Raw genomic sequence first — 21794 nt, 5'->3', positions numbered from 1 at the left:
TACCGTGCTGTTCGTTCCCTCCCGAACGAGCCCGCACAGGAAGGCGGTCACCCCATGTACGCGATCCGGATCGAGGAGCACGGCGGCCCCGAGGTCATGCGGTGGACCGAGCTGCCGGACCCGGTGCCCGGCCCCGGCGAGGCGCTGGTGCGCCTGGGCGCCGCCGGGGTGAACTACATGGACGTCGGCGCCCGTTCGCAGGGCACGGGCGGTTGGGCGGCGCCGACGGTCCTGGGCGCCGAGGGGATGGGGTACGTCACCGCCCTGGGGCCGGGGGTGTGGGACCTGGCGGTCGGCGACCGGGTCGCCTGGTTCTACCACCCGGGCAGCTACGCCGAGTTGCTCGCCGTCCCGGCCGCCTCGCTGGTCAAGGTGGACGACGACGTGCCGGACGAGGTCGCGGGCGGCCTGCTGATGCAGGGCCTGACGGCGAATCACCTGAGCACCGAGACCTACCCGGTCGGCCCGGGCGACACGGCCGTGGTGCACGCGGCGGCGGGCGGGGTGGGGCTGCTGCTCACCCAGCTGGTCAAGGCCCGCGGCGGGAACGTGATCGGCCTGGTCTCCCGCCCGGAGAAGGCCGACGCCGCCCGCCGGGCCGGTGCCGACCACGTACTGGTGCACTCCGGCGCCGGTTTCGAGGAACCGGTACGGGAGTTGACCGGCGGCCGCGGGGCCGACGTCGTCTACGACGGCGGCGGCGCCGACACCTTCGCCTCCTCGCAGCTGGCCCTGCGCCCGCACGGGGTCCACGCCTACTACGGGCCGTTCATGGGCGTGCCGACCCTGCGGCCCACCGACCTGCCCAACAGCATCCTGCTCACCTACCCGGTGGTGCACCACCACGTCGCCACCCGCGAGGCCCTGGTGCGGCGCGCCGGCGAGGTGTTCGGCCTGGTCCGGGACGGGCGGCTGACCCCCCTGATCACCGGCCGCTACCCGCTCGCCGAGGCGGCCCGGGCGCACGCCGACCTGGAGTCCCGCCGTACCACCGGCAAGCTGCTCCTCCTCCCGTGACCGGACGGGGCGCAGTGCGCGAGGATCGGACCCGACCACCAGCACCGGGAGGGCACGTGCCGCTGACCCGCAAGGGCGCCGCAACCAGGCGGCGCATCGTCGAGGGCGCCGCCGGGCAGATCCACGAGGAGGGCGTGTTCGGGCTGCGCCTGGAGGACGTCATGGCCCGCACCGCGACCAGCAAGAGCCAGCTGTTCCACTACTTCCCCGGTGGCAAGGACGAACTGCTGCTGGCCGTGGCCCGCCACGAGGCGGACCGGGTCCTCGACGAGCAGCAGCCCGAACTCGGCTCCCTCACCTCCTGGGACGCCTGGCAGCGGTGGCGCGACAAGGTCGTCGCCCGCTACCGCGCGCAGGGCTCGGACTGCCCGCTGCACGTGGCCCTGTCCGAGCTGGGCTCGGCCACCGGCGCGGCCCGGACGGTGGCCGGCGAACTGCTGGCCCGCTGGCAGGACCAGCTCGCCGCCGGCATCCGCCACCTCCAGGACGCCGGCGAGGTCTCCCCCGCCCTGGACGCCGAGCAGGAGGCCGCGGCGCTGCTGGCCGGGGTCCAGGGCGGGGTGCTGATCCTGATGACCACCGGCTCGATCGCGCACCTGGAGGCCGCCCTGGACGTCTCCCTCGCCCGGCTGCGCGCGGCCCGGCCCGGGTCGGCCCGACGAGGGTCGGATCTGACGGCGAACGGCTGACGATGTGGCACGGGCCACACATAAAGGCCGGTTGAGGCCCCCGAAGTGACCAGGGTCACGCCCCCCGCGCGATCGGGCGCCCGGACGGCGACGGGCCCCGGCAGGACTGGACAAGCCGTTGATCGGCACAGGCCAAGGGCCCGTCCGCTTCGGGACCAAGGTCATGAATCCGGTCGACCTTCGGCCCGGTGGTGACGGTGGCGGACCCGGGCAACCGTGGACGGTCGCCCGGTGTGATCGGGCGGTGGCGCCGCCCGAGGTGGGCGGCGTCGTACCCCCGCCGTCTACCCGGCGCACGGGGGCGGGCCCCGCCCGCCGCCGTACGCTCCGGAGGACCCCAAGCACATGTCCCAAACGATCGACAACGCCCCGTATACCGCCTTCCACCGCAGGCTGGCCCTCGCCTGCTCGGGCGGGCCGCTGCTGGACGGCTACATCCTCAGCATCGTCGGCGTCGCCCTGATCGGGATGCGTCCCGACCTCGGGCTGTCCACCGCCGAGGTCAGCCTGATCGGCGCCGCCGCCCTGGTCGGCATGTTCGTCGGCGGCGCGCTCTTCGGCGTGCTGACCGACAGGATCGGCCGGGAGGTGATGTACACCGCCGACCTGCTGGTGATGGTCGCCTGCTCGGTGCTCTCCTTCTGGGTCGACGCGGTGTGGGCGATCACCCTGCTGCGCTTCGTGCTCGGCATGGCCGTGGCCGCCGACTACCCCATCGCCACCTCCCTGCTCGCCGAGTGGCTGCCCGCCAAGCAGCGCGGCCGCCTGCTCGGCCAGCAGATCGTGGCCTGGTACGCCGGCTCCGTGCTCGCCTACGTGGTGGGCTACCTGTTCCTGGAACTGGCCGGGCCGGGCAGCTGGCGGTGGATGCTGGCGAGCTCCACGGTGCTGTGCGCGGTCTTCCTGGTGATCCGCCGCGGCTCGCCGGAGTCGCCGCGCTGGCTCGCCGCCAACGGGCGGGTCGGCGACGCGGTGCGCGTGGTCGAGAAGCACCTCGGGGTACGGGTCGACGGCCGCGAGCTGATGCCCGACCCGGCCGAACGCGGCCGCCCCGCCGGACTGCGCCTGCTGATGACCCAGCCCTACCGGCGCCGCACCCTGTTCTGCGGCCTGTTCTTCCTCTGCCAGGTCGGCCCGCTGTTCGCGATGCTCACCTTCGGCCCGCAGATCCTCTCCTCCTTCGGCATGCCGGGCGGCACCGTGATGGAGACCCTCGGCACCGGCCTGATCAGCCTCGTCTTCCTGCTCGGCTGCTACCCGGCGCTGCGCCTGATCGACAGCCGCGGCCGGCGCCCCGTCATCATCTGGTCCTTCGCCCTGATGACCGTGCCGCTGGCCCTGCTCGGCGTGTGGCCCACCGCCCCCGCCGCGGTCGCCCTGCTGGCGCTGTGCGCGTACGCCTTCCTGTGCGGCGGGCCCAACGTCCTCGACTGGACCTACCCCAACGAGCTGTTCCCCACCGAGATCCGGGCCACCGCCGTGGGCGTGGCCACCTCGGTCAGCCGGATCGGCGCGGCCGTCGGCACCTACCTGCTGCCGCTGTCGCTGACCGGGCTCGGCACCGGCCCGACCATGCTGATCGCCGCCGGCACCACGGCCCTGGGCCTGCTGGTGTGCGTGCTGTGGGCGGAGGAGACCCGCGGCACCGCCCTGGGCGCCGCCCCGGCCGCCTCCGCCCGGACCCACACCCCCGCCGTCCCCGCCCAGCGCCTCCCCCAGCCGGTGCGCTGACGGCCACCGCATAACGCCTCGACGGCGCCGCCCGGACCTCCCGGGCGGCGCCGTGCTGACAGGTCGGTGTGGTTCCAGGGTTGCGTGATCCACTCCGTGGGCACGACGAAGAAGTCTCGGCCGCTTCACGGCTGGATATCGGGACTCGATCAAAGAGAGAAGCAGATGGCGAAGATAAAGGGCCAGGTCAAGTGGTTCAACGAGAGCAAGGGGTTCGGCTTCATCACCCCCGCGGACGGCAGTAAGGACGTGTTCGTCCACTTCTCGGCGATCCAGGGCAACGGTTTCAAGACCCTCGCCGAGGGCCAGAACGTCGAGTTCGAGATTCAAGACGGACAAAAGGGCCCGGCCGCCGTCAATGTCACCGCCGTCTGACCGGAACCGCGCCGTCCCGGCCTGAGCAGGCGGTCGCGGAAGCGGGCGGCCGGGGAGCCGACGGGTTTTCCGCCGGCCCCCGGCCGGGGAGCCGACGGGGTCAGGGGTGGAGCAGGGCCGCGGCGTTGGTACGGACGTGGTCCTGCCAGGCCGGGCGGACGTCGGGGATGCGGGACAGGGCGTGGAAGAAGAGGCTGTGGCAGACCATCACCGGGCGCCAGGGGTGGGGCGGCAGCGGGTCGTCGCGTTCGACGCCCGGGGGCAGGCGGCCGATGGCGGGGCGGGCGGGGTGCTCCCGGTGGAAGGCGAGCTGGCGCCAGAACCCGAGGTCCAGCGGGGCGGCGGCCACACCGGGGGGTACGGGCCAGGGCTCGCCGGTCTGCGGGTGGCGCGGGACCACGGCGATGTCCGGCAGGGGCTCGGGCAGGGGCAGTCCGGGCCCGGCCAGGACGGCGCGCTTGGCCGAGCGCGTCTGCGGGAGGGCGGCGAGGAACTGGCGGAAGGCGTCGGCGAGGAGCCGGTCGACGGTGACGGGCGAGCCGTCCGCGGCGGCGACCAGGTGGGCCAGCGTCACGGAGACCTCCGACTCCCAGCGCGGGTCCCACGCCCCCGTCAGGTCCAGCAGCGGGGTGCCGCACCGGTCCTCGGCGAGCTCGGCCCAGTCGGCGACCGGACGGGCGGGGCCCACGGCGACGAGGCGCACCGCGGCGGGCTCCAGCCAGGTGGCCTGCCAGAGCGAGCAGTCGTCGACCCGGGTGGCCACCTTGCGGCCGCAGCCCGCGCAGGTGACGTTGGGGCCGTTGCGGCCGTCGATGCCGCAGCAGGCGCCGTACTCGCGGCGCTGGACCAGGGCGGTGCCGTGGGCGTCACCGGGGGCGATCACGATCGAGTGGGCCTGCCAGGCGGCCGGGTCCTCGTCGACGGCGTAGGTGCCCGCCTCCATGAGCACGGGCATGGGGTGGCCGTTGCCGTAGGAGAAGCCCGCGTAGAGCGGGAAGGCGACCCGGGACAGCGGCGCGGTGAGCGCGGCGCCGCACCCCTCGCACGTGAAGACGTCCAAACCGCGTGTTCCCCCTTGTGACCCCGTCCGGTACCGGCTGGTACCGGCTGGCGAGTATCGCGGGCCGGGCGGCCGGGGGCCAACGGGTTTTCGGCCGGCCGGGGGCCGACGGACCCAAGGCCGGCCGCTCCCTCATGGGACGGGGTTCCCGCAGGTGGCGGCCGGTCGTCCGTACCCGAGGGGCGGCCGTCCACCGGAAGCACCGGACGGCTTTGTCAAGCCCGTACCGGAGCACGGGCCCGCCGCAGTACCGTCGTCCTCTCAACGACCGTTCCGACACGGTGAATTGGAGGCACAGGTGGCCGAGGCGAAGCCCGGGGACGGCAACGGGAACGGCGGGGCCGGCTCGGGAGGCGGCGGGCCGCTGCACGAGCGGGAGGCCGAGATCCGTTCGGCGGGCCGGGCGATCGAGGCGCTCACCGGGCCGGTGGGCACCGAGGTCGGCGAGCTGCTGCTGTACACGGGCGCGGCCGGGCTGGGCAAGACCGCGGTGCTGACCGAGGTGCGGCGGGCGGCGCGGCGGGCGGGCTGCACGGTGCTGTTCGCCCGGGGCGGGCAGCGGCAGTGCCACGAACCGTTCCATGTGGTGCGCCAGTTGGTGCGTCCGGTGCTGGCGGCCCTGTCGGCCGAGGAGCGGGCCCGGGTCTTCGGGCCGTGGGAGGACGTCGTCGGCCCGGCGGCCGGGCTGCTGCCGCCGGGCGGGCAGATCGATCCCCAAGGGGTGCGCGACGGGCTGGACTTCGTCCTCACCCGCCTCGTGCAGCTGCGTTCCCCGGTGGCGGTGATCGTCGACGACCTGCACTGGGCGGACCCGGAGTCGCTCGGCTGGCTGGCGGGCTTCGCGCTGCGCGTACGGGAGTTGCCGGCCCTGCTGGTGCTCGCCTGCCGCGACGAGTTCCCCGACGACGCCCTGGCGTTGCAGCGCGGCCTCGCCGAGCGGGCCGACCGCCGGCACGAACTGCGCCCGCTGCAGCCCGCCTCGGTCGCCCGGCTGGTCCGCGCGGCCCTGGGCACCGCGGCCGAGGACGCCTTCTGCCGCCACGTGTGGGCGGTCACCGGCGGGAACCCGTACGAGACCGCCGCCCTGCTGCGCGAGGTCGCCGACCAGCGGCTCGACCCGGTCGAGGAGAGCACCGGTCAGTTGCGCGAACTGGCCGCCACCGCACGGGGGATGACGCTGCGTCACTGGCTGGACCGGGTCGGCCCCACCGCGCTGTGCTTCGCCTGGGCGGCGTCCGTGCTGGACACCGACATCCGCCCCGACCTCGCCGCCGCCATCTGCGCCCAGGGCCCGGAGACCGCCGCCCGGTCGGTGCGGGAACTGCGCCACCACCGGGTGCTGACCGGCACCTCGGCGGGCCGGCTGGAGTTCGTCCACCCGCTGGTCGCCACCTCGGTGTACCAGTCGATGCCGCCCGCGGCCCGCACCGGGATGCACGGGGTCGCCGCCGTCGAGCTGGAGAACGCCGGCCTCGGCCTGCTCGCGGCCTCCCGCCACCTGCTGGAGATCCTGCCCGACGGGGACGGCGAGATCGTCGACAAGCTGCGCCGGGCGGCCCGCGAGCACCTGGCCATCGGCGCGCCCGAGGCGGCGCAGCGCTGCCTGCGGCGGGCCATCAGCGAGCCGCCGGCGGACGAGGACCGGGCGACGGTGCTGTACGAGCTGGGCTGTTCGGCGCTGCTCACCGACCCGGCGACCACGGTCAACCAGCTGCGGCTGGCGCTGGCCGACCCGTACGGGCTGGGCCCCGAGCTGCGGGTGGACGCGACGTTCCGGCTGGCGCAGGCGCTCGCGCACGGCAACCGGGTCGGTGAGGCGGCGGCGCTGTGCGCCGAGGAGGCGGCGCGGACCGGGCCGGGGCCGGGGCGGCTGCGGCTGGAGGTCGCGCACTTCATGTTCGGGGCGTTCCAGTTCGAGGACGCGGACGGGCCCGGGCGTTCGCGGCGGCTGGCGGAGTTCGACCGGATGCTGGGGACGGTCGGGCTGGCCTTCAGCGACGCCGACACCGAGGCGGGCGGAGGCACCCCGGGCGGGACGGTGTTCGAACGCGACGGCCTGGCGCACGCGGTGGCGGTACTGCGCTGCTGGGACCTGACGCTGCGCGGCGTCGACCGGGCGGAGGCGATCGCGCTGGGCGAGTCCGCGCTGCCGGGCGGGCGGCTGCCCCGCAGCCTGGGCTGGACCAACACCACCTGGGGCTTCGAGCTGCCCGGGATCCTGGGCATCAGCTACCTGTACGCCGACCGGGTCGACCGGGCGGAGGAGCTGTTCGGGGAGGCGGTGCGGGCCTACGAGGTCGCCGGGTGGAGCGGCGGTCACCTCGGTTTCGCCTATCTGCTGACCGGCATGCTGCGCTTCCGCTGCGGCGACCTCGCCGCGGCGGAGGACTACCTGCGCCGGGCGCTGCGGATCGCCGGGCGGATCGGCCGGGACATCCCGCTGCACTGGGACGCGGTCGGGGCGCTGGCGGAGACCCTGGCCGCGCGCGGGCGGCTGGCGGAGGCCCTGGAGCTGACGCGCGAGCACGCGTTCGGCCCGCCGTACCCGACGGTGATGGTGCTGCCCGACGCCCAGACGCTGTACGGGCGGCTGCTGCTGGCGCGGGGCGACGCGGCGGGGGCGGCCGCGGCGCTGGCCGCCGCCGGGAGGTGCTGGACGCGCGGGGTGGCGCAACACGGTGTGGGCGCCGTGGCTGGGCCACCTGGCCCGGGCGGTGGCCGCCGAGCAGCCGGAGCGGGCCCGGGAGCTGGCGGCGGAGGCGGTGCGCCGGGCCCGGGTGTCGGGGACGGAGTCGGCGGTCGGCAGCGCGCTGCGGCTGAGCGCGGCGGTGCACGGGCGGCCCCGGGCGGTCGGGCTGCTGGTGGAGGCGGTCGGCCTGCTGGAGCGGTCGCCGGCCCGGTACGAGCACGCGCTCGCGCTGGTGGACCTGGGTGAGGCGCTGGGCGGCGGGGCGGTGGATCCGGGGACGGCGGACGGCAGGGCGGCGCTCACCCGGGGGCTGGAGCTGGCCGTCCGGTGCGGGGCGGACGGGCTGGCGGCCCGGGCCCGGGGGCTGCTGGGAGCGGGCGGGGCAGGCTGAGACCGGGGCAGGGCCGGATGCAGACCCTTGCAGATACCTGCGCGCGCAACTATCTTTAGGTTCATAAGTTGCAGCTGCAATCAGTTGCGGGCATGCACGCCACGCGTCCTGGCGCCGCCGACCCACCGGGAGTCCGACCATGAGCACCACCCTCTTCACCCCGTACACCCTGCGGGAGCTGACCGTCCCCAACCGGATCTGGATGGCCGCGATGTGCCAGTACAGCGCGCAGCCGGACGGGGACGCGGCCGGGGTGCCGACGGACTGGCACTTCACCCACCTCGCGGCGCGCGCCGCCGGCGGCACCGGACTGATCGTCACGGAGGCCACCGCGGTCAGCCCCGAGGGCCGCATCAGCCCGTACGACCTCGGGATCTGGAACGACGAGCAGGCCGCGGCCTTCCGCCGGATCACCGGCTTCCTGAAGTCCCAGGGCACCGTCGCCGCGATCCAGCTCGCCCACGCCGGGCGCAAGGCCTCCACCGAGCGGACCTGGGTCGACCGCGGCCGCCCCCTCGGCGCCGACGAGGAGCACGGCTGGGCGCCGGTCGGCCCCGGCGCCGAGGCCTTCTCCCCCGCCCACACCGCGCCGCACGAACTGACCGGGGAGCAGATCGCCGAGATCGTCGGCCAGTTCGCCGACGCCGCCCGGCGCGCGCTCGACGCCGGCTTCCAGGTCGCCGAGATCCACGGCGCCCACGGCTACCTCGTCCACCAGTTCCTCTCCCCGCACACCAACCGCCGCACCGACGGCTACGGCGGCTCCTTCGAGGGCCGCATCCGCTTCGCGCTGGAGGTCGTCGACGCGGTGCGCTCGGTGTGGCCCGAGGAGCTGCCGGTCTTCTTCCGCGTCTCCGCCACCGACTGGCTCACCGAGAACCCCGAGGACGGCCGCGAGGGCTGGACCTCCCAGGACACCGTCCGCCTCGCCAAGGAACTGCAGGCCCACGGCGTGGACCTGCTGGACGTCTCCACCGGCGGCCTCGTCCCCGACGCCCGGATCGAGGCCGCGCCCGGCTTCCAGGTGCCCTTCGCCGAGGCCGTGCGCACCGGGACCGGCCTGCCGGTGGCCGCCGTCGGCCTGATCACCGACCCCGCCCAGGCCCAGGCCGTCCTCACCGAGGGCCGCGCCGACGCCGTCCTGCTCGGCCGCGAGCTGCTGCGCAACCCGTACTGGGCCCGCCACGCCGCCGCCGAACTCGGCGGCGAGGTCCCCACCCCGCTCCAGTACCACCGCGCCTGACGCCCCGGCACCGCTCCGGCACCGCCCCGTGTCGGACTTGAGTTGGAGTGCACTCCAAGTCCTACGGTTCTGCCGTAAGTCCGACCCGCCGACCCCGGCGGGCCGGACGAAACGGTACGGGACGTGGGCCGCCGCCCGGGCGGCCGGGAGACAGGAGCACCACGATGAGCACGAGCGCGAACGACGCACAGGCCCGCCAGGAGCGCTTCGAGCGCGGGATGGAGGTGCTGGAGCGCATCGACGGGGAGGTCGGGCGGCGGGTCGTGGAGTCGCTGGACGACATCAGCCCCGAACTCGGGCACCAGATCGTCGCCTGGGGCTTCGGGGAGATCTACAGCCGCCCCCGACTCGTGCCGCGCGACCGCCAGTTGGTCACCCTGGGCATGCTCACCGCGCTCGGCGGGTGCGAGCCGCAGCTGGAGGTCCACGTCAACGCCGCCCTGAACGTGGGCCTCACCCCCGAGGAGATCGTCGAGGCCCTGCTGCACTCCGCCGGCTACTGCGGCTTCCCCCGGGCACTGAACGCCACCTTCGTCGCCAAGAAGGTGTTCGCCGAGCGCGGCCTGCTCCCGGTCGCGGCCGACTGACACGCCGCCGCGGACAGGTCCTGACCACCGCCGACTTCCTGGACGCGTACGTACTCGAGTGGACGCTGCACCACCTCGACCTCGTCGCGCACCTGCCGCACCTGTCGGCCCCGCCGCAGGGGGGCGCGGGCTCCCCCGCCGGGGAGAGCGGGGGTGACGGCCCGGCGGGTCTGCTCCTTCTCCTATCCCCGGTCCCCGCGCCGATGGGAGTCGAACGGGTGGAAGCTGGTGTCACGGCAGTCGCCGACCGGGGGGCACAGGGACAGGGCGAGGTCCTGGTCCCCCTCGGGGATCCGGATGCCGTAGGAGACGAAGGTGACGAGCTCGCCGCTGCCGAGGTCGACGGTGCGGGTGCGGACGGGGCCGAGGACGTGGTCGGTGTCGCCGGTGACCGTCAGGTTCTCGACCCGGCCGTGGAAGGCGGTGACCGTGTACCAGTCCCCTCCCGCCCCCGAGTCGAAGGGCAGGAGACGGTCGGTGGTCAGGCCGTCGATGGAGCCGAACCCGACGCTCCGGGCGCCGTTCGCGCTGATGACCGCCCAGCAGACGTCCACGCTGTCGACCAGCCAGAAGGCCTCCGCCCGGCCCTGTCCGTCGGAGTCGAGCACGGCCAGGGTCGCCAGGGTCGGCGCCGGGCACTGCTTTGGCCTCGCGTCCGCCGGGGTCACCGTGTCCACGATCCACTGGGCCGACGCCGGGGCAGGCTCGGGCAGCACCACCCTGTGGCGGTGGGGCCCGCCACTCCCGGTCTGCGCCGCCCAGACGGCCACGACCGCGACCCCCAGCAGCGCCGCCCAGCACAGAGCCCCTTGCCCGCGGTTCATCGCCTGCCCCCCGTGGAGACCGTTGTCTCCAGGCCAGGCTCCGCCCCGACGGGACGGCCGACAAGGCCTCGGGGTGTCCCGGATTCGTCGCAAGTCACCACGGGGGCAGGACGGTTCGGCGCGTGGGAAGTCGGACGGGCCGACTTCCCACGCGCGCGGCCGTCGCCGAGGGGTCAGGCCAGGAGGTCGGACTGGAGGGTGACGACCTGGCGGAAGGGGGCGGTGGGGATGCCGTCGGGGTTGGTCATCGTGATGACGGCCAGGATGTCGGCGGCGGAGAGGTAGGCGACACGGGCGGTGGGGTTGCCCTTGGGGCCGTTCCCGGTGGACTCCAGGGTGGTCAGGTCGACGCCGTTGACGGTGTCCCAGTCCTCGTGGGAGGTGGACTTCGTGTCGGGGGCGGCCTTCGGGCGCTCTTGGCGCGCAGCGAGTTGTAGGTGCCCCAGGACTCGCCGGTGGAGCCGAAGCGCAGCAGCCGGATCTGGGTGCGGGTGCCGTCGGAGGCGGTCCACTCCCGGACGGTGGCCGCGCGGCAGGCGTTCGTCAGGAGGAGTTCGCGCAGCTTGGCCGGGTCCTGCTGCTCGGCGAGGATCGCGTCGCAGGGCACCCAGTCGGCCACGGCGGCGGGGCCGGGACTCGCTGCGGCCGTCGGCGAGGCCGTCGGGGACGCGGTCGGCGACGCCGTCGGGGAGCCGGAGGCGGCGGGGCTCGCGGTCGGGGCCGGGAAGGTCGGCGCGGTCAGCGCGCCGCCGGCCTCCTTGGGGACGGGCAGCAGCAGGTGGCGCAGGTCCGCGTAGTGGAGGGCCTTGCCCTTGCCGTCCGGCGCGGCCTTGCCGGAGGGCAGCGGCGGCAGGGCCAGCGGCGGGAAGGTGTAGCGGCCGTCGCTCGCGGTGGCCAGGCCCGGGATGTCGGTGCGCTCGGGGGCGGTGACGGCCAGCGCGGTGCCGGTGCCGGCGAGGGCGAACACCAGGGCGGCGCAGCTCCAGCGCACCGCGGCCTTGCGGCGCCGGGCCCGGCGGGCCTCCTGCGCGGCGATCGCCTCGGCGCTCTGCGCGGGATCGGTGAACTCCAGTGCCCCGATGGCCGGTCCGGCCACCGGCGGGGCGGCCATCGGCGGCACCGGCGGGGCGGCCGGAGCCGGGACCGGCGGAGCGGCCGGGGCCTCCGGGGCCGCGGCCGGGACCGGCGGGAGCGGGTCCGAGGCGGGCGGCGGCGGGGTGACGTGGTCGGTCATGCGGTCGCTCCCGGGCGGGCGAGGCGGTCGAGCTGCAGGGTGAAGAGGGCGACGATCTTGTCCTTGGGCAGCGGTGCCACGCCCTCGGCGTTCATGACGACCAGGAGGTCGCCCTCGGCGGCCGAGCACTCCAGGTAGTCGATCGGCGCGGACGGCGGCGCCGGCATCAGGTAGCAGTGCGCCTCGGGGTGGCCCGGGATCGTGGGGCCGATCCGGAACAGGCCGGTGTCGCCGGTGAAGACCGCCGTGTACTCGTTGATCCGCTGCACTTCCTGCTGGTTGAACTGGCGCAGCTTCAGGCCGATCAGCAGGTCGTCGCCGGAGGCCAGGTAGGTGCGCACGCCGGTGCCCTTGACGTGCAGGCCCTCCCAGTAGGAGCGGAGCTTGTCGCGCTTCTCCTTGGGGATCTGCTGGAGTTCGGCGTCCAGCTCGGCGGCCAGCTGCCCGCCGCTCAGCTCGGTGTCGTTGCCGTAGACGCCGTCGTCGGGGCCGAGTTCGTACCCGGCCGGGACGGGCACCAGCAGGTCGCGCAGCGCGCCGAAGTGGCTGCCGTTGGACTTGGCGCCGTACGGGGTGGCGGTCGCGGTCGGGGTGGGCGCGGCGGACGGGGCCGCGGCGGTGGCCGGGGCCGGGTCGTCGTACTGGGTCTTGATGATGCCGATGCCGATGGCCACGCCGACCAGCGCGGCCGCGACCGTCGCGGCCCCCGCCCGCAGCAGCAGCCGGGACCCGGGCACCGGGGCGGCGGGGTTCGGGACAGCGGCCTCGGGCGCGGCGGCGGTCTCGGCCGCGGGCGTCGGCTCGGAGGCCGTCTCGGGCGTCGGCTCGGGCGCGGCCGGGTGCTCGGTCACGGTGTCGTCGTTCATACGAGGCGCTCCCACTGCCGCTTGGCGAGGTCCTTGAGGACGTCGGCGCTCACCAGCTGGGTGCCGAACACCTCGATCGTCATCTGCAGCGAGCCGCGCTTGGCGACGGCTTCGCCGTAGTAGTACTGGTCGGTGCTCTCGGCCCAGCGCCGGGGGGCGGTCTCCACCTTGTAGCCGCCGGTGGCGCCGTCGGCGAACGGCAGCCAGCTGACGGACTTGGCCTGGTCGGCGCGGTCCGGGGCGAACTGGATCAGGGAGACGCGGTAGCGGACGTCGTCCTTCTTCCAGTCCACCTCGGCGGCGCGCCGGAAGCCGCGCGAGGCGAGGTCGCGGAAGGTGTAGGACGCGTTGCCGCTGTGCTCGGCGATCTCGCCGATCGAGGCCCAGGCGGGCTTGTCCGGGTAGTCGCCCCAGGGGGTGCTGCCCTCGGGGGCGGTGATCAGCAGCTTGGTCAGGTCGCCCTCGATGGCCAGCGGCGCGGGCTGCTCGGCGGCGAGGGCGGCCGGGTCGAGGACCTCGGCCGGGTAGGACGGGCGCGCCGCCTGCAACGGCGGCAGCGGCGTGGGCGGGCGCTGGGCCTGCACGGCGTAGCCGACGCCGCCGCCGGTCAGGGCGCCCAGCACCAGGGCGCAGGTGGCCAGCAGGACCGGGCGGGGGCGGCGCGGGGCACGCGGGGCCTGCTCGGGGCCGGCCTCCAGCAGCTCGCCCGGCGCGACGGTGAACGGATCGGCGGCGTACGGGTTGGCGGCGTACGGGCCGGGGGCGGGCGGCGCGGTGGGCGGTATCGCGGGCGGCGGTACGGCGGGCGCGGGCGGCGCGGTGGGCGCGGGTACCGGCTCCGGGGGTTCGGTGGTCACGGAAGTGGCTCCAGAGGAGGAAGGAAGGGGTGGCGTCGGTGGACGGACGACGGCGGCGGCGCGCACGGGCACGCGCGCGCGGGCTCAGCCGCCCGAGGCGAGCCAGTCGCGCTGGCGCTTCATCAGCTCGCCCAGCAGCGCCGGGTCCGGCGTGCCCTTCACGTCGACGTCGATCGTGTACTGGACGTCGCCCTGGCTGGCGATGCCGGTCATCGAGCCGGTGTACGCCTGCTGCTTGGGCTTCTTGAGGTAGCCGCGGGCGTCGGGGAGGCCGGGGACGTCGACCGGGTCCAGCGACTTGATCTTGTAGCCCTTGACGAACTCGGTGGCCATCGAGGCGGAGCCGAAGTGCAGGAGGGTGACGGTCACCTCGGCCTTGCCGTCGGCCGTCCGGTACATCCGGGTCGCGCCCTCCTTGTAGCCGTAGGAGGCGAGGATGTCCTTGATGCCGTCCTGCTTGCCGAAGATGGCGGCGACGTCCTCGTCGCCCATGATCATCCCGTCCGCGGGCCCGTAGGACTCGCCGCCGGCCGGGATCGGGAGCAGGAAGAAGCGCAGGTCGCCCTCGTGCTTGCCGCCGCTGACGGTGCCCTTGACGGTGCTGGCCGGGGCGGGCTCGGTCGGGACGGCGGTCGGCACCGGGACGGGCTCGGGCGTCGGCGAGGCGCTCGCGGTGGCGCTCGCGCTCGCCGTCGGGGCGGCGGTCACGGCGGGGGCGGCGGCCGGCCGGGCGTCGGGCTTGCCGACGGCGACGGTCACCGCGGCGCTGGCCGCCGTGACGGCGAGCAGGCCGGCGGTGGCCAGCGCGACGCCGACGGCGCGCGGCAGCCGGCGCGCGGACGGCGCCTGCGCGGGCTGCGGCTCCGACTGCGACTCGGGCGCGAACGGCTGCGGCTGCGGCTGCGGCTGCGACTCAGGCTCTGGCGCAACCGACTGCGACTGCGACTCGAACGGCTGGGCCGGTGCCGGCGGTTCGGCGGCGGCGCTCTCGTTCTCGGGCTCGGGCAAGGGACTCCCCCAGGGAAAGAATGCGGATTCCCACACGTGGGGCCCTCGCGGGACCCACTCCCCCAGCGGGTTCCCCGGACCGTCCGTCACGCGTGTCAGCAGGCATTATGAGAGTCCGTCGACAGCCCTGCCAACAAATTCAATCACCGCACACTCACCCATTGCTTGATGAACCGGACACGCCCGTGATGCAACCGCAATGACTCCCCGCCGGGCCCGCGCGGCCCGGGGCCGACGTCCGCCGTCACCGCTTCGCCAGGGCGTGTCAGCCACGCCCCAGCCCCCTCAGGGCCGACTCCGCCGCGTGGAAGCCGGCCATCCCGTGCACCCCGCGCCCGGCGGGGTGGCGGCGGAGCACAGGTAGGCACCGGGCACCCCGGTCGCGTACGGGTCCACCGCGAGGCGGGGGCGCAGCAGGAGCTGACGCACCGTGTTGGCTCCCCCGACGATGTCGCCGCCGACGTGGTTGGCGTTGTCCGACCGCATCCGCGCCACCGTGCGGACGGACCGGGCGCGTACCCGCGTCCGGAAGCCGGGGGCGAACCGCTCGATCTGGTCCAGGACCTGCTCGGTCGCGTCGCCCCGGTAGCCGTGCGGGACGTGGGCGTACGCGTAGACCGGGTGGAGGTCCCCGGCCGAGCGGGACGGGTCGGCCAGGTACTGCTGGCCGACGAGCACGAAGGGCCGGCGGGGCATCCTGCCGCGGTAGGTCGCCTCCTCGGCGGCGGCGACCTCCTCGAAGGTTCCGCCGAGGTGGACGGCGCCCGCGGTGCGGCAGTGCTCGCTGACCCATGGGATGCCGCCCTCGACCGCCAGGTCCACCTTGAAGGCCGCGGGGCCGTACCGGTAGCGCCGGTAGGCGCGGGCGGTCCGGTGCGGCAGGCGGTCGCCCAGGATCCGGGCGGCGGCGTGCGGGCCGGTGTCCAGCAGGACGAGGTCGGGCCGGTCGAGCTGGTCGAGTGCGAGGACCTCCACCCCGGTCTCGACGGTGCCGCCGAGCCGCTCCAGCAGCCGCGCCATCGCGGTGGTGACCGCCTGTGAGCCGCCCTCCGCCACCGGCCACCCGTGGGCGTGGCCGACGGCGATCAGCATCAGCCCGATGGCGCTGCTGAACGGGGTGCGCAGCGAGCTGAAGGCGTGGGCCGCCGCCCCGCCGAACAGGGCCCGGGCCTGCTCGCCGCTCCACCTCCTGGACGTCCACGAGGCGGGCGGCAGGGCCTGGGCGCCGAACCCGGCGAGGGCGAGCGGCGAACGGGGCAGGTGCGGTACGGGTCGGAGGACGTCGTCCGCGAGCCGGTCGAAGCGGCGCGACAGCCCGCCGAACACGCGCCGCCACGTCCTGCCGTCCGCCGCCGGCAGGTGCTCGGCCGTCCGGTCCAGGTCGCGCCACAGCACTCCCGCGGCTCCCGAGTCCAGGGGGTGGGCCAGCTCCGCCGGGGCCCGGAGCCAGCGCAGCCCGTACTCCTCCAGGCCCAGCGACCGCAGGAACGGCGAGGCGACGCCGGTGGGGTGGAAGGCGGAGCAGTCGTCGTGGATCAGCCCGGGCAGCGTCCGCTCTCCGGACCGGGTGCCGCCGCCGATCGTCTCCCGGGCCTCCAGCACCCGGACCCTGACGCCTTCCTGTGCGAGGCGGATCGCGGCGGCGAGCCCGTTCGGCCCGCTGCCGACCACCACGGCCGTCGTCATGTCGTCAGATCCACCTCTCGCCGGGTCACCGGGTCACCGGGCGGCGTACGGGCCGGCCCACCCGGCACGCGGGGCCGGCCCGGCCTCGGTCCTCCGTGGAAGGCACAGGCGGCCGGTGAGCCCGATGGCCGACGCGGACGGTCGGGTACCGGTCATGATCGCTCCCCGGACCGGGCCGTGCTGCGGTGCCGCGCGGCGGCGAGCCGGCGCGACGCCTCCGGCCGTGACCGCAGCCGTACCAGCGTCAGGTGGCCGTGCTCCGGCCGGGGCGAGCAGTTCGGGCAGCAGGTGCCGGTTGCGCTCCCGCGCCCCGGGGTCGAGGTCGAGGATGACCGGGGCGCGGCCGGGAGGAGCGGCACACCCGGCGGCGTGCGCGTCGTCGACAGTCCTCATGCCTCGTCCCTCCGGGAGACGGCAGCCGGATCACGATCCACGGATCAAGCTGTCAACCGCCGCCGAAGGTGCGGCGGTAGGCGCCCGGGGTGGTGCCGACGGCGGTGCGGAAGCGGCGGCGCAGGTTGACGGCGGAGGCGAGGCCGACGCGGGTGGCGACGGCCTCCACGGGCAGGTCGGTGCGCTCCAGCAGGGCGCGGGCGGCGTCGATGCGCCGGGCCAGCAGCCACTGGCCGGGGCTGGTGCCCAGTTGCTCGGTGAAGCGGCGGGCCAGGGTGCGCCCGGACACCCCGGCGCGGGCGGCCAGCTCGTCCACTGTCAGGCGTTCCCCCAGACGCTGTCCGGCCCATTCCAGCAGCGGGGCCAGTGACTCGTCCGCCCGGGCCGGCTCCGGGGTGGCGGCGTACTGCAGCTGGCTGCCCTCGCGGTGCGGGGGCAGCACCATGTGCCGGGCGACCTGGGCGGCGTAGGCGGCGCCGTGGTCGTGGCGCAGCAGGTGCAGGCACAGGTCGATGCCGGCGCCGGATCCGGCGCTGGTGGCGACGTCGCCGTGGTCGACGTAGAGGACGTCCCGGTCGACCCGCAACGCGGGGTATTCGGCGGCGAGTTGGGCGGTGCGGCCCCAGTGGGTGGTGGCGCTGCGGCCGTCGAGGAGTCCGGCTCGGGCGAGGACGAAGGCGCCGGTGCAGATGGAGACGATCCGGGCGCCGCGGGCGTGGGCGGCGCGCAGCGCGGCGAGGACGTCGGCCGGGACGGGGGAGCCGGGCGGCTGCCAGCCGGGGACGACGACGGTGTCGGCTTCCTCGAGTGCCGTCAGGCCGTCCTCGACCAGCAGGGGGACGCCGAGGGTGGTGGGTACCGGGCCGGGGGTGCGGGTGCACAGCCGGAAGTCGTAGTGGGCGGTGAGTCCGGGCCGTTCGGTGCCGAAGACCTCGGCGGCGCAGGCGAGTTCGAAGGGCGACTGGGGCGCGCCGAGCAGGGCCACCACCCGATGGCGGCGCGCGGCGGGCGTACGGACAAGGGCGGTTCCGGTGCTCTCCGGGGCTGCGACGCTCATGTCAGGAATGTACCCGAGGATGTCTTTTAGGACTCTGGGGCGGTGGGTGCGGGGGCGGCCACAGTGGGGGCATGGACGACAACGAGATGGAACTGAAGACGTCGCTGCTGGTGGACGAGGTGGAGCCGGTGGAGGTCGCGCCGGGGATCGTGCGGCGCCGGCTGACGGCCACCGGGTACGCGCGCGGCTGGCTGATCGACTTCGCGCCGGGCAGCCGGTGGCCGGAGGTCGACGTGCACGACGCCGAGGAGCGGTACTTCGTGCTGAGCGGGGAGGTGATCGAGGGCGAGGAGCGTCACCCGGCGGGCAGCTACGTGGTGTTCGCGCCGGGCAGCAGCCACCGGCCGCGCACGGAGACGGGCGCGCGGATGCTCGGGGTCACCGTGACGAAGGCCTGAACACCCGACCACCCCGGCACCGGGCGGCCCGTGACGATGTCGCGGCCCCGTCACCGCTCGGCACGGATCCCGGCCCTGGGGTGTGGGCGGGCCCCCGGGCGGTAGGAGGATCGGCGGGAGGGCCGGACGACGGGGGAAGGACGGCGACGTGGGCGACCTGACGTACGGGCGGCGGGGGCGGGGGTGGACGGCGCCGGCCGCGGTGGCGCTGGCGGTGCTGGCCGTCGCGGGCGGGTCGGCGGTGTGGGCGTGGTCGCAGGACCGGCCGGTGGGCGGGGCGCGGCTGTGGGTGTGCGCCGTGGCGCTGGCGGTGGCCGTCGCCGCCGGCGTCCCGCTGAGCCGCCGGGCGGCGGGCCGCGGTTTCGCGCCGGTCGCCTCCTTCGCGGTGCTGCTCCTGCTGGCGCTGTGGGGTACGGCGTTCGCGGCGGCCCAGGCCGCCGACACCGTCCGCACCCGGGTGCACGAGCCGCCGAGCGTGTGGGCGGTGGTGACGCACTGCCGGGTGACCGGCCAGGTGGCGGTGGAGGGCGGCGGGCTGGGCGACCGGACGTACGGCTGCACCTACCGGTGGAGCGTGGACGGTCGGCAGTTCAGCGAGGAGCGCCCGGTCGACAAGCCCTACCCGGACAACCACGAGGTCAAGGTCTGGTTGGAGGACGGCGGGCGGATGACCACCGGGCGGCCGAGCCTGCTGGCGATCCCGTTCTGGATCGTGCTGGCCCTGGCCTGCCTGGCCGCCGCGGTGGCCTCGGCCGTCCGGCTGGGCGGGTGGGCCGAGGACGCGGGCCTGCGCGGACCTTGACGGGCGGTCAGTCCCAATGGGCAGTCAGTCGACATATGCCGTTGGCCTGCCTATTGTGGTCGGTGCGGTGGCCGTCGTGCCGCCGCGCCCCTGACCCCTGCGCGAGAGGACCGCCGTGCCCCGACTCCCCCGTGCCACCCGCACATTCACCCTCGGCGCCACCGCCGTCGTGACGCTGGCGCTGGCCGTGCCGCCCGCCCTGGCCCTGCCGGCGGCGGGCGCCCCCGCGCCGGACGCGGACCCGGTGCCCGCCCTGGTGGCCGGCACCGACACCGCCGCCCCGCGACTGGTGACCGGCCTGTCCGACCCCGCCCCCGGCGACCCGGCGCCCGCCGCGCTCGCCCACCTCGCGGCCCATCCCGACCGCTACCGCGTCGACACCGGCGAGCTGGCCGAACTCGGCTCCACCCAGGGCCCCGACGGCCGGCGCACCGTCAGGTTCGAGCAGCGCCACGGCGGGATCCCCGTGCTCGGCGGCCAGTACCTGGTGCACCTGACCGGCCAGGGCGCCGGGCAGAAGGTGCAGTCGGCGGGCGGGCGCTACTTCACCGGGCTCACCGCCCCCACCACCCCCGCCGTCCCGGCCGGGACGCTGCGGCAGGCGGCGCTCGCCGAACTCCCCGACCCGCGCTCCCGCGACTCGGCCACCGCCGAGGACCTCGGAGCGGTGATCCTGCCCGGCGGCGGCGGCCGCCTGACCGAGCACTTCACCGTGCGCGACAAGGCCGCCGCCACCGCCCGGGAGGTGTACGTCGACGCCACCACCGGCACCGTCGCCCTCGCCCACGACGCCCGCGCACCCCGGCCCGCGACCGCCGCGACGACCACCGCCGCTCCCGCCGTGCCCGCCGACGGCCTCCAGCCCGCCACCGGCACCGCCCCCGACGTCCACGGACGCACCACCGCCGTGCACATCGCCAAACGGGCCGACGGCACCTACCAGTTCACCGACCTCACCCGCCCCGCCCCCATCACCACCTACGACGCCGACGGCCGCGACGCGGGCGACTTCGACCACGTGCCCGTCCCCGCCGACGCCGTCCCCGCCTCCTCCCCCACCCCCGCCTTCCCCGCCGCCACCGGCGAGCACGGCGCCACCGACGCCCACGTCAACGCCGGTATCGTGTACGACTTCTACCGCGACCGGCTGGGCCGCGACGGCCTGGACGGCAAGGGCGGGGCGATCGTCTCCGTGGTGAACGCGAGCGACGGCGGCAAGCCGTTCCCGAACGCGTTCTGGGACGGCTCCAAGATGGTCTACGGCTCCGGCGGCCCCGACTACTACCCGTTCTCCGTCGCCCTGGACGTGGCCGGGCACGAGATGACCCACGGCGTCGTCGAGCACACCGCCAACCTGTTCGCCCTCGGCCAGCCCGGCGCCATGAACGAGGGGATCTCCGACTACTTCGGCAACGCCATCGAGGCCACCGCCCGCGGCCTGTCCATGGACGACCCCGCCGCCGCACTGCTCGGCGAGGGCCTGTGCCGCGGCGGCACCCCGCAGGCCTGCGCCCAGCGCCGCCTGGACGACCACCGCACCACGGTGGCCGACTACCTGGGCACCCGCTACGAGATCGACCAGGGCGGAGCGCACTACAACTCCACCATCTTCAGCGGGGCGCTGTGGGACATCCGGCGCACCCTCGACCCGCTCACCGCCGACCGGGTCGTCTACCACGCGCTCGCCGACTACCTCACCCCGCTGGACGACTTCACCGCCGGCCGCGACGCGGTCCTCTCGGCCGGCCGCGACCTGGGCCTGACCAAGCGTCAACTGCGCTCCGTCGCCGCCGCGTTCGACGCGCACGGGATCACCCCCGGCTGGCAGAAGCGGCTCGGCACCGACAGCCGCACCCTGCTGCCGAACATCTCCAACGGCATGGCCACCCCGGCCGTCGCCCGCGGCCACTGGCTGATCCTCGGCGACGGTCCCGCCGGCACCGGCCTGTACACCGGCACCGTCGACGGGCACGGCACCCCGGTACGCCTCAGCCCCGAGGACGGCCGCATCCACAGCTGGGCCACCACCGACGGCACCAACGCCGTCTGGGCGGCCATGGGCGGCCCCCAGGGCGCGGGCCAGGAAGTGCTGACCGCCCCGCTCAGCGGCGCCGGCCCCGTACGCAGCGTCTTCCGCTCCACCGGCACCGCCCAGCAGCTCGGCAACGCCCGGATCTCCGGCACCGACATCGCCTTCACCCTCACCGAGAACGGCCACACCCGGCCCTACCTGAGCCACGACGGCGGCGCGCCGGTCGCCCTCCCGCTGCCCGAGGGGCACGACGCGTCCGGACTCGCCCTCAAGGACGGCACCCTCGCCTGGAACGAGACCTGGCGCGACGGCGACGGCCGGCTGGTGACCGTACCGACGCTCTACTCCGTCGCCGCCGGGAAGATCACCGCCCGCTACCCCGAACACGCCCCGGCCGGAACCGGGCCCGGCAGCGCCGCCTCCCTCACCCTGGCGGGCGGACGCCTGCTGTGGCTGGACTTCCCCGCCGACCAAACCCGGCACGCCACCATCCGCTCCGCGGCCCTGGACGGCTCGGGCATCGCCGACCTGCTGAGCGGCGACTCCCCGAACGCCCCGCGCTCCACCGTCCTCACCGCCTCCGACCAGGCCGTCACCTACCGGGTCGACAGCGACAAGCCCGCCGGCGGCTGGACCAACGCCGCCCTGCCCAAGCTGTGGCAGGTCCCGCTCACCGGCGGCACCCCGCAGCGCCTCTCCTGCGACCGCGGCGGCCAGTACGAGGCCGCCGCCGACCAGGGCACCCGGGTGATCTGGCTCGACGCCACCACCGGCCGCACCGACCTCGTCGTCCGCGACCGCCCGGCCGGCACCTGCTGACCGAAGGTCACCGGCACGACGGCGCGGCCGCGGGGC

20 protein-coding genes are annotated in these 21794 nt (G+C 75.5%); 11 read left to right on the top strand and 9 right to left on the bottom strand.

Translation table 11 applies throughout. The features are described from left to right. Nucleotides 1-54 precede the first annotated feature (54 nt). The 4 genes from ACYP53_RS42045 to cspE all read left to right on the top strand — a co-directional run bounded on the left by ACYP53_RS42045 (nucleotide 55) and on the right by cspE (nucleotide 3812). Entirely contained in the window at nucleotides 55-1017 is a 963-nt protein-coding gene (locus ACYP53_RS42045; RefSeq protein WP_459651346.1) for a quinone oxidoreductase family protein, read from the top strand. 56 nt (nucleotides 1018-1073) lie between these two features. Then, the gene (locus ACYP53_RS42040; protein WP_459651345.1) at nucleotides 1074-1706 is read left to right on the top strand and encodes a TetR/AcrR family transcriptional regulator; all 633 of its coding nucleotides are present in this window, start codon (nucleotides 1074-1076) and stop codon (nucleotides 1704-1706) included. A 345-nt stretch (nucleotides 1707-2051) separates the two neighbouring features. Next, nucleotides 2052-3437 carry an MFS transporter gene (locus ACYP53_RS42035; protein ID WP_459651344.1) on the top strand — a complete coding sequence of 462 codons (1386 nt, stop codon included), beginning with the start codon at nucleotides 2052-2054 and terminating at the stop codon, nucleotides 3435-3437. Nucleotides 3438-3602: 165 nt separating this feature from the next. Continuing rightward, a complete protein-coding gene (gene cspE / locus ACYP53_RS42030; RefSeq protein ID WP_117123100.1) occupies nucleotides 3603-3812 on the top strand; it encodes a transcription antiterminator/RNA stability regulator CspE in 210 nt (69 codons plus the stop codon). A gap of 100 nt (nucleotides 3813-3912) precedes the next feature. Here cspE and ACYP53_RS42025 read toward each other — a convergent pair whose 3' ends face one another. Next, the gene (locus ACYP53_RS42025) at nucleotides 3913-4872 is read right to left on the bottom strand and encodes a hypothetical protein (protein WP_459651343.1); all 960 of its coding nucleotides are present in this window, start codon (nucleotides 4870-4872) and stop codon (nucleotides 3913-3915) included. A gap of 298 nt (nucleotides 4873-5170) precedes the next feature. On the opposite strand from ACYP53_RS42025, the gene ACYP53_RS42020 reads away from it, so the two are divergent. The 4 genes from ACYP53_RS42020 (at nucleotide 5171) to ACYP53_RS42005 (ending at nucleotide 9782) form a co-directional block, all read left to right on the top strand. Next, nucleotides 5171-7807: an ATP-binding protein gene (locus tag ACYP53_RS42020; protein ID WP_459651342.1), complete on the top strand. Its 2637-nt coding sequence runs from the start codon at nucleotides 5171-5173 to the stop codon at nucleotides 7805-7807. Further along, nucleotides 7794-7952, top strand: coding sequence for a hypothetical protein (locus ACYP53_RS42015; RefSeq protein ID WP_459651341.1), 159 nt, complete (start codon nucleotides 7794-7796; stop codon nucleotides 7950-7952). Before ACYP53_RS42020 ends, ACYP53_RS42015 begins: the two co-directional genes overlap by 14 nt. 139 nt (nucleotides 7953-8091) lie before the next feature. Then, on the top strand, nucleotides 8092-9195 hold the full coding sequence (locus ACYP53_RS42010; protein ID WP_459651340.1) for an NADH:flavin oxidoreductase/NADH oxidase: 1104 nt from the start codon (nucleotides 8092-8094) through the stop codon (nucleotides 9193-9195). Between the two features lie 164 nt (nucleotides 9196-9359). After that, a complete protein-coding gene (locus ACYP53_RS42005; protein WP_189924348.1) occupies nucleotides 9360-9782 on the top strand; it encodes a carboxymuconolactone decarboxylase family protein in 423 nt (140 codons plus the stop codon). A 182-nt stretch (nucleotides 9783-9964) separates the two neighbouring features. Here the strand turns inward: ACYP53_RS42005 and ACYP53_RS42000 are convergent, their stop codons facing one another. From ACYP53_RS42000 to ACYP53_RS41965, 8 genes are all read right to left on the bottom strand, one after another. Then, nucleotides 9965-10606, bottom strand: a complete 642-nt coding sequence (locus ACYP53_RS42000; RefSeq protein ID WP_459651339.1) for a hypothetical protein — start codon at nucleotides 10604-10606, stop codon at nucleotides 9965-9967. A gap of 340 nt (nucleotides 10607-10946) precedes the next feature. Then, nucleotides 10947-11840: a hypothetical protein gene (locus ACYP53_RS41995; protein ID WP_459651338.1), complete on the bottom strand. Its 894-nt coding sequence runs from the start codon at nucleotides 11838-11840 to the stop codon at nucleotides 10947-10949. Next, nucleotides 11837-12706, bottom strand: coding sequence for a hypothetical protein (locus ACYP53_RS41990; protein ID WP_459651337.1), 870 nt, complete (start codon nucleotides 12704-12706; stop codon nucleotides 11837-11839). The genes ACYP53_RS41995 and ACYP53_RS41990 overlap by 4 nt, the downstream gene beginning before the upstream one ends. Beyond that, the gene (locus ACYP53_RS41985; protein WP_459651336.1) at nucleotides 12703-13563 is read right to left on the bottom strand and encodes a hypothetical protein; all 861 of its coding nucleotides are present in this window, start codon (nucleotides 13561-13563) and stop codon (nucleotides 12703-12705) included. The genes ACYP53_RS41990 and ACYP53_RS41985 overlap by 4 nt, the downstream gene beginning before the upstream one ends. Before the next feature lie 84 nt (nucleotides 13564-13647). Then, nucleotides 13648-14571 (bottom strand): hypothetical protein, encoded by a 924-nt coding sequence (locus ACYP53_RS41980; protein WP_459651335.1) that lies wholly within the window; start codon nucleotides 14569-14571, stop codon nucleotides 13648-13650. Nucleotides 14572-14856: 285 nt separating this feature from the next. Further along, nucleotides 14857-16257: a phytoene desaturase family protein gene (locus ACYP53_RS41975; protein ID WP_459651334.1), complete on the bottom strand. Its 1401-nt coding sequence runs from the start codon at nucleotides 16255-16257 to the stop codon at nucleotides 14857-14859. A gap of 33 nt (nucleotides 16258-16290) precedes the next feature. Further along, on the bottom strand, nucleotides 16291-16650 hold the full coding sequence (locus tag ACYP53_RS41970; protein WP_459651333.1) for a hypothetical protein: 360 nt from the start codon (nucleotides 16648-16650) through the stop codon (nucleotides 16291-16293). A gap of 52 nt (nucleotides 16651-16702) precedes the next feature. Beyond that, complete coding sequence (locus ACYP53_RS41965) at nucleotides 16703-17707, bottom strand: GlxA family transcriptional regulator (protein WP_189924336.1); 1005 nt, start codon at nucleotides 17705-17707, stop codon at nucleotides 16703-16705. Nucleotides 17708-17778: 71 nt separating this feature from the next. On the opposite strand from ACYP53_RS41965, the gene ACYP53_RS41960 reads away from it, so the two are divergent. The 3 genes from ACYP53_RS41960 to ACYP53_RS41950 all read left to right on the top strand — a co-directional run bounded on the left by ACYP53_RS41960 (nucleotide 17779) and on the right by ACYP53_RS41950 (nucleotide 21758). Then, entirely contained in the window at nucleotides 17779-18105 is a 327-nt protein-coding gene (locus tag ACYP53_RS41960) for a cupin domain-containing protein (protein ID WP_189924334.1), read from the top strand. 148 nt (nucleotides 18106-18253) lie between these two features. Further along, nucleotides 18254-18907 (top strand): hypothetical protein, encoded by a 654-nt coding sequence (locus tag ACYP53_RS41955; protein WP_459651332.1) that lies wholly within the window; start codon nucleotides 18254-18256, stop codon nucleotides 18905-18907. Nucleotides 18908-19022: 115 nt separating this feature from the next. Beyond that, nucleotides 19023-21758 carry a M4 family metallopeptidase gene (locus tag ACYP53_RS41950; protein ID WP_459651331.1) on the top strand — a complete coding sequence of 912 codons (2736 nt, stop codon included), beginning with the start codon at nucleotides 19023-19025 and terminating at the stop codon, nucleotides 21756-21758. Nucleotides 21759-21794 lie beyond the last annotated feature (36 nt).

The organism is Kitasatospora sp. Ki12 (assembly GCF_054601375.1).
This window is presented reverse-complemented; position numbering and strand designations above follow the sequence as displayed.

What these genes read in the sequence shown, in the direction of transcription:
- ACYP53_RS41960 (WP_189924334.1), top strand. Translation starts at nt 17,779, where the DNA reads ATGGACGACAACGAGATGGAACTGAAGACGTCGCTGCTGGTGGACGAG.
- ACYP53_RS42035 (WP_459651344.1), top strand. Translation starts at nt 2,052, where the DNA reads ATGTCCCAAACGATCGACAACGCCCCGTATACCGCCTTCCACCGCAGG.
- ACYP53_RS41965 (WP_189924336.1), bottom strand. Translation starts at nt 17,707, where the DNA reads ATGAGCGTCGCAGCCCCGGAGAGCACCGGAACCGCCCTTGTCCGTACG.
- ACYP53_RS41975 (WP_459651334.1), bottom strand. Translation starts at nt 16,257, where the DNA reads ATGACGACGGCCGTGGTGGTCGGCAGCGGGCCGAACGGGCTCGCCGCC.
- ACYP53_RS42010 (WP_459651340.1), top strand. Translation starts at nt 8,092, where the DNA reads ATGAGCACCACCCTCTTCACCCCGTACACCCTGCGGGAGCTGACCGTC.
- ACYP53_RS42000 (WP_459651339.1), bottom strand. Translation starts at nt 10,606, where the DNA reads ATGAACCGCGGGCAAGGGGCTCTGTGCTGGGCGGCGCTGCTGGGGGTC.
- ACYP53_RS42005 (WP_189924348.1), top strand. Translation starts at nt 9,360, where the DNA reads ATGAGCACGAGCGCGAACGACGCACAGGCCCGCCAGGAGCGCTTCGAG.
- ACYP53_RS41970 (WP_459651333.1), bottom strand. Translation starts at nt 16,650, where the DNA reads ATGAGGACTGTCGACGACGCGCACGCCGCCGGGTGTGCCGCTCCTCCC.
- ACYP53_RS41990 (WP_459651337.1), bottom strand. Translation starts at nt 12,706, where the DNA reads ATGAACGACGACACCGTGACCGAGCACCCGGCCGCGCCCGAGCCGACG.
- ACYP53_RS41995 (WP_459651338.1), bottom strand. Translation starts at nt 11,840, where the DNA reads ATGACCGACCACGTCACCCCGCCGCCGCCCGCCTCGGACCCGCTCCCG.
- ACYP53_RS42045 (WP_459651346.1), top strand. Translation starts at nt 55, where the DNA reads ATGTACGCGATCCGGATCGAGGAGCACGGCGGCCCCGAGGTCATGCGG.
- cspE (WP_117123100.1), top strand. Translation starts at nt 3,603, where the DNA reads ATGGCGAAGATAAAGGGCCAGGTCAAGTGGTTCAACGAGAGCAAGGGG.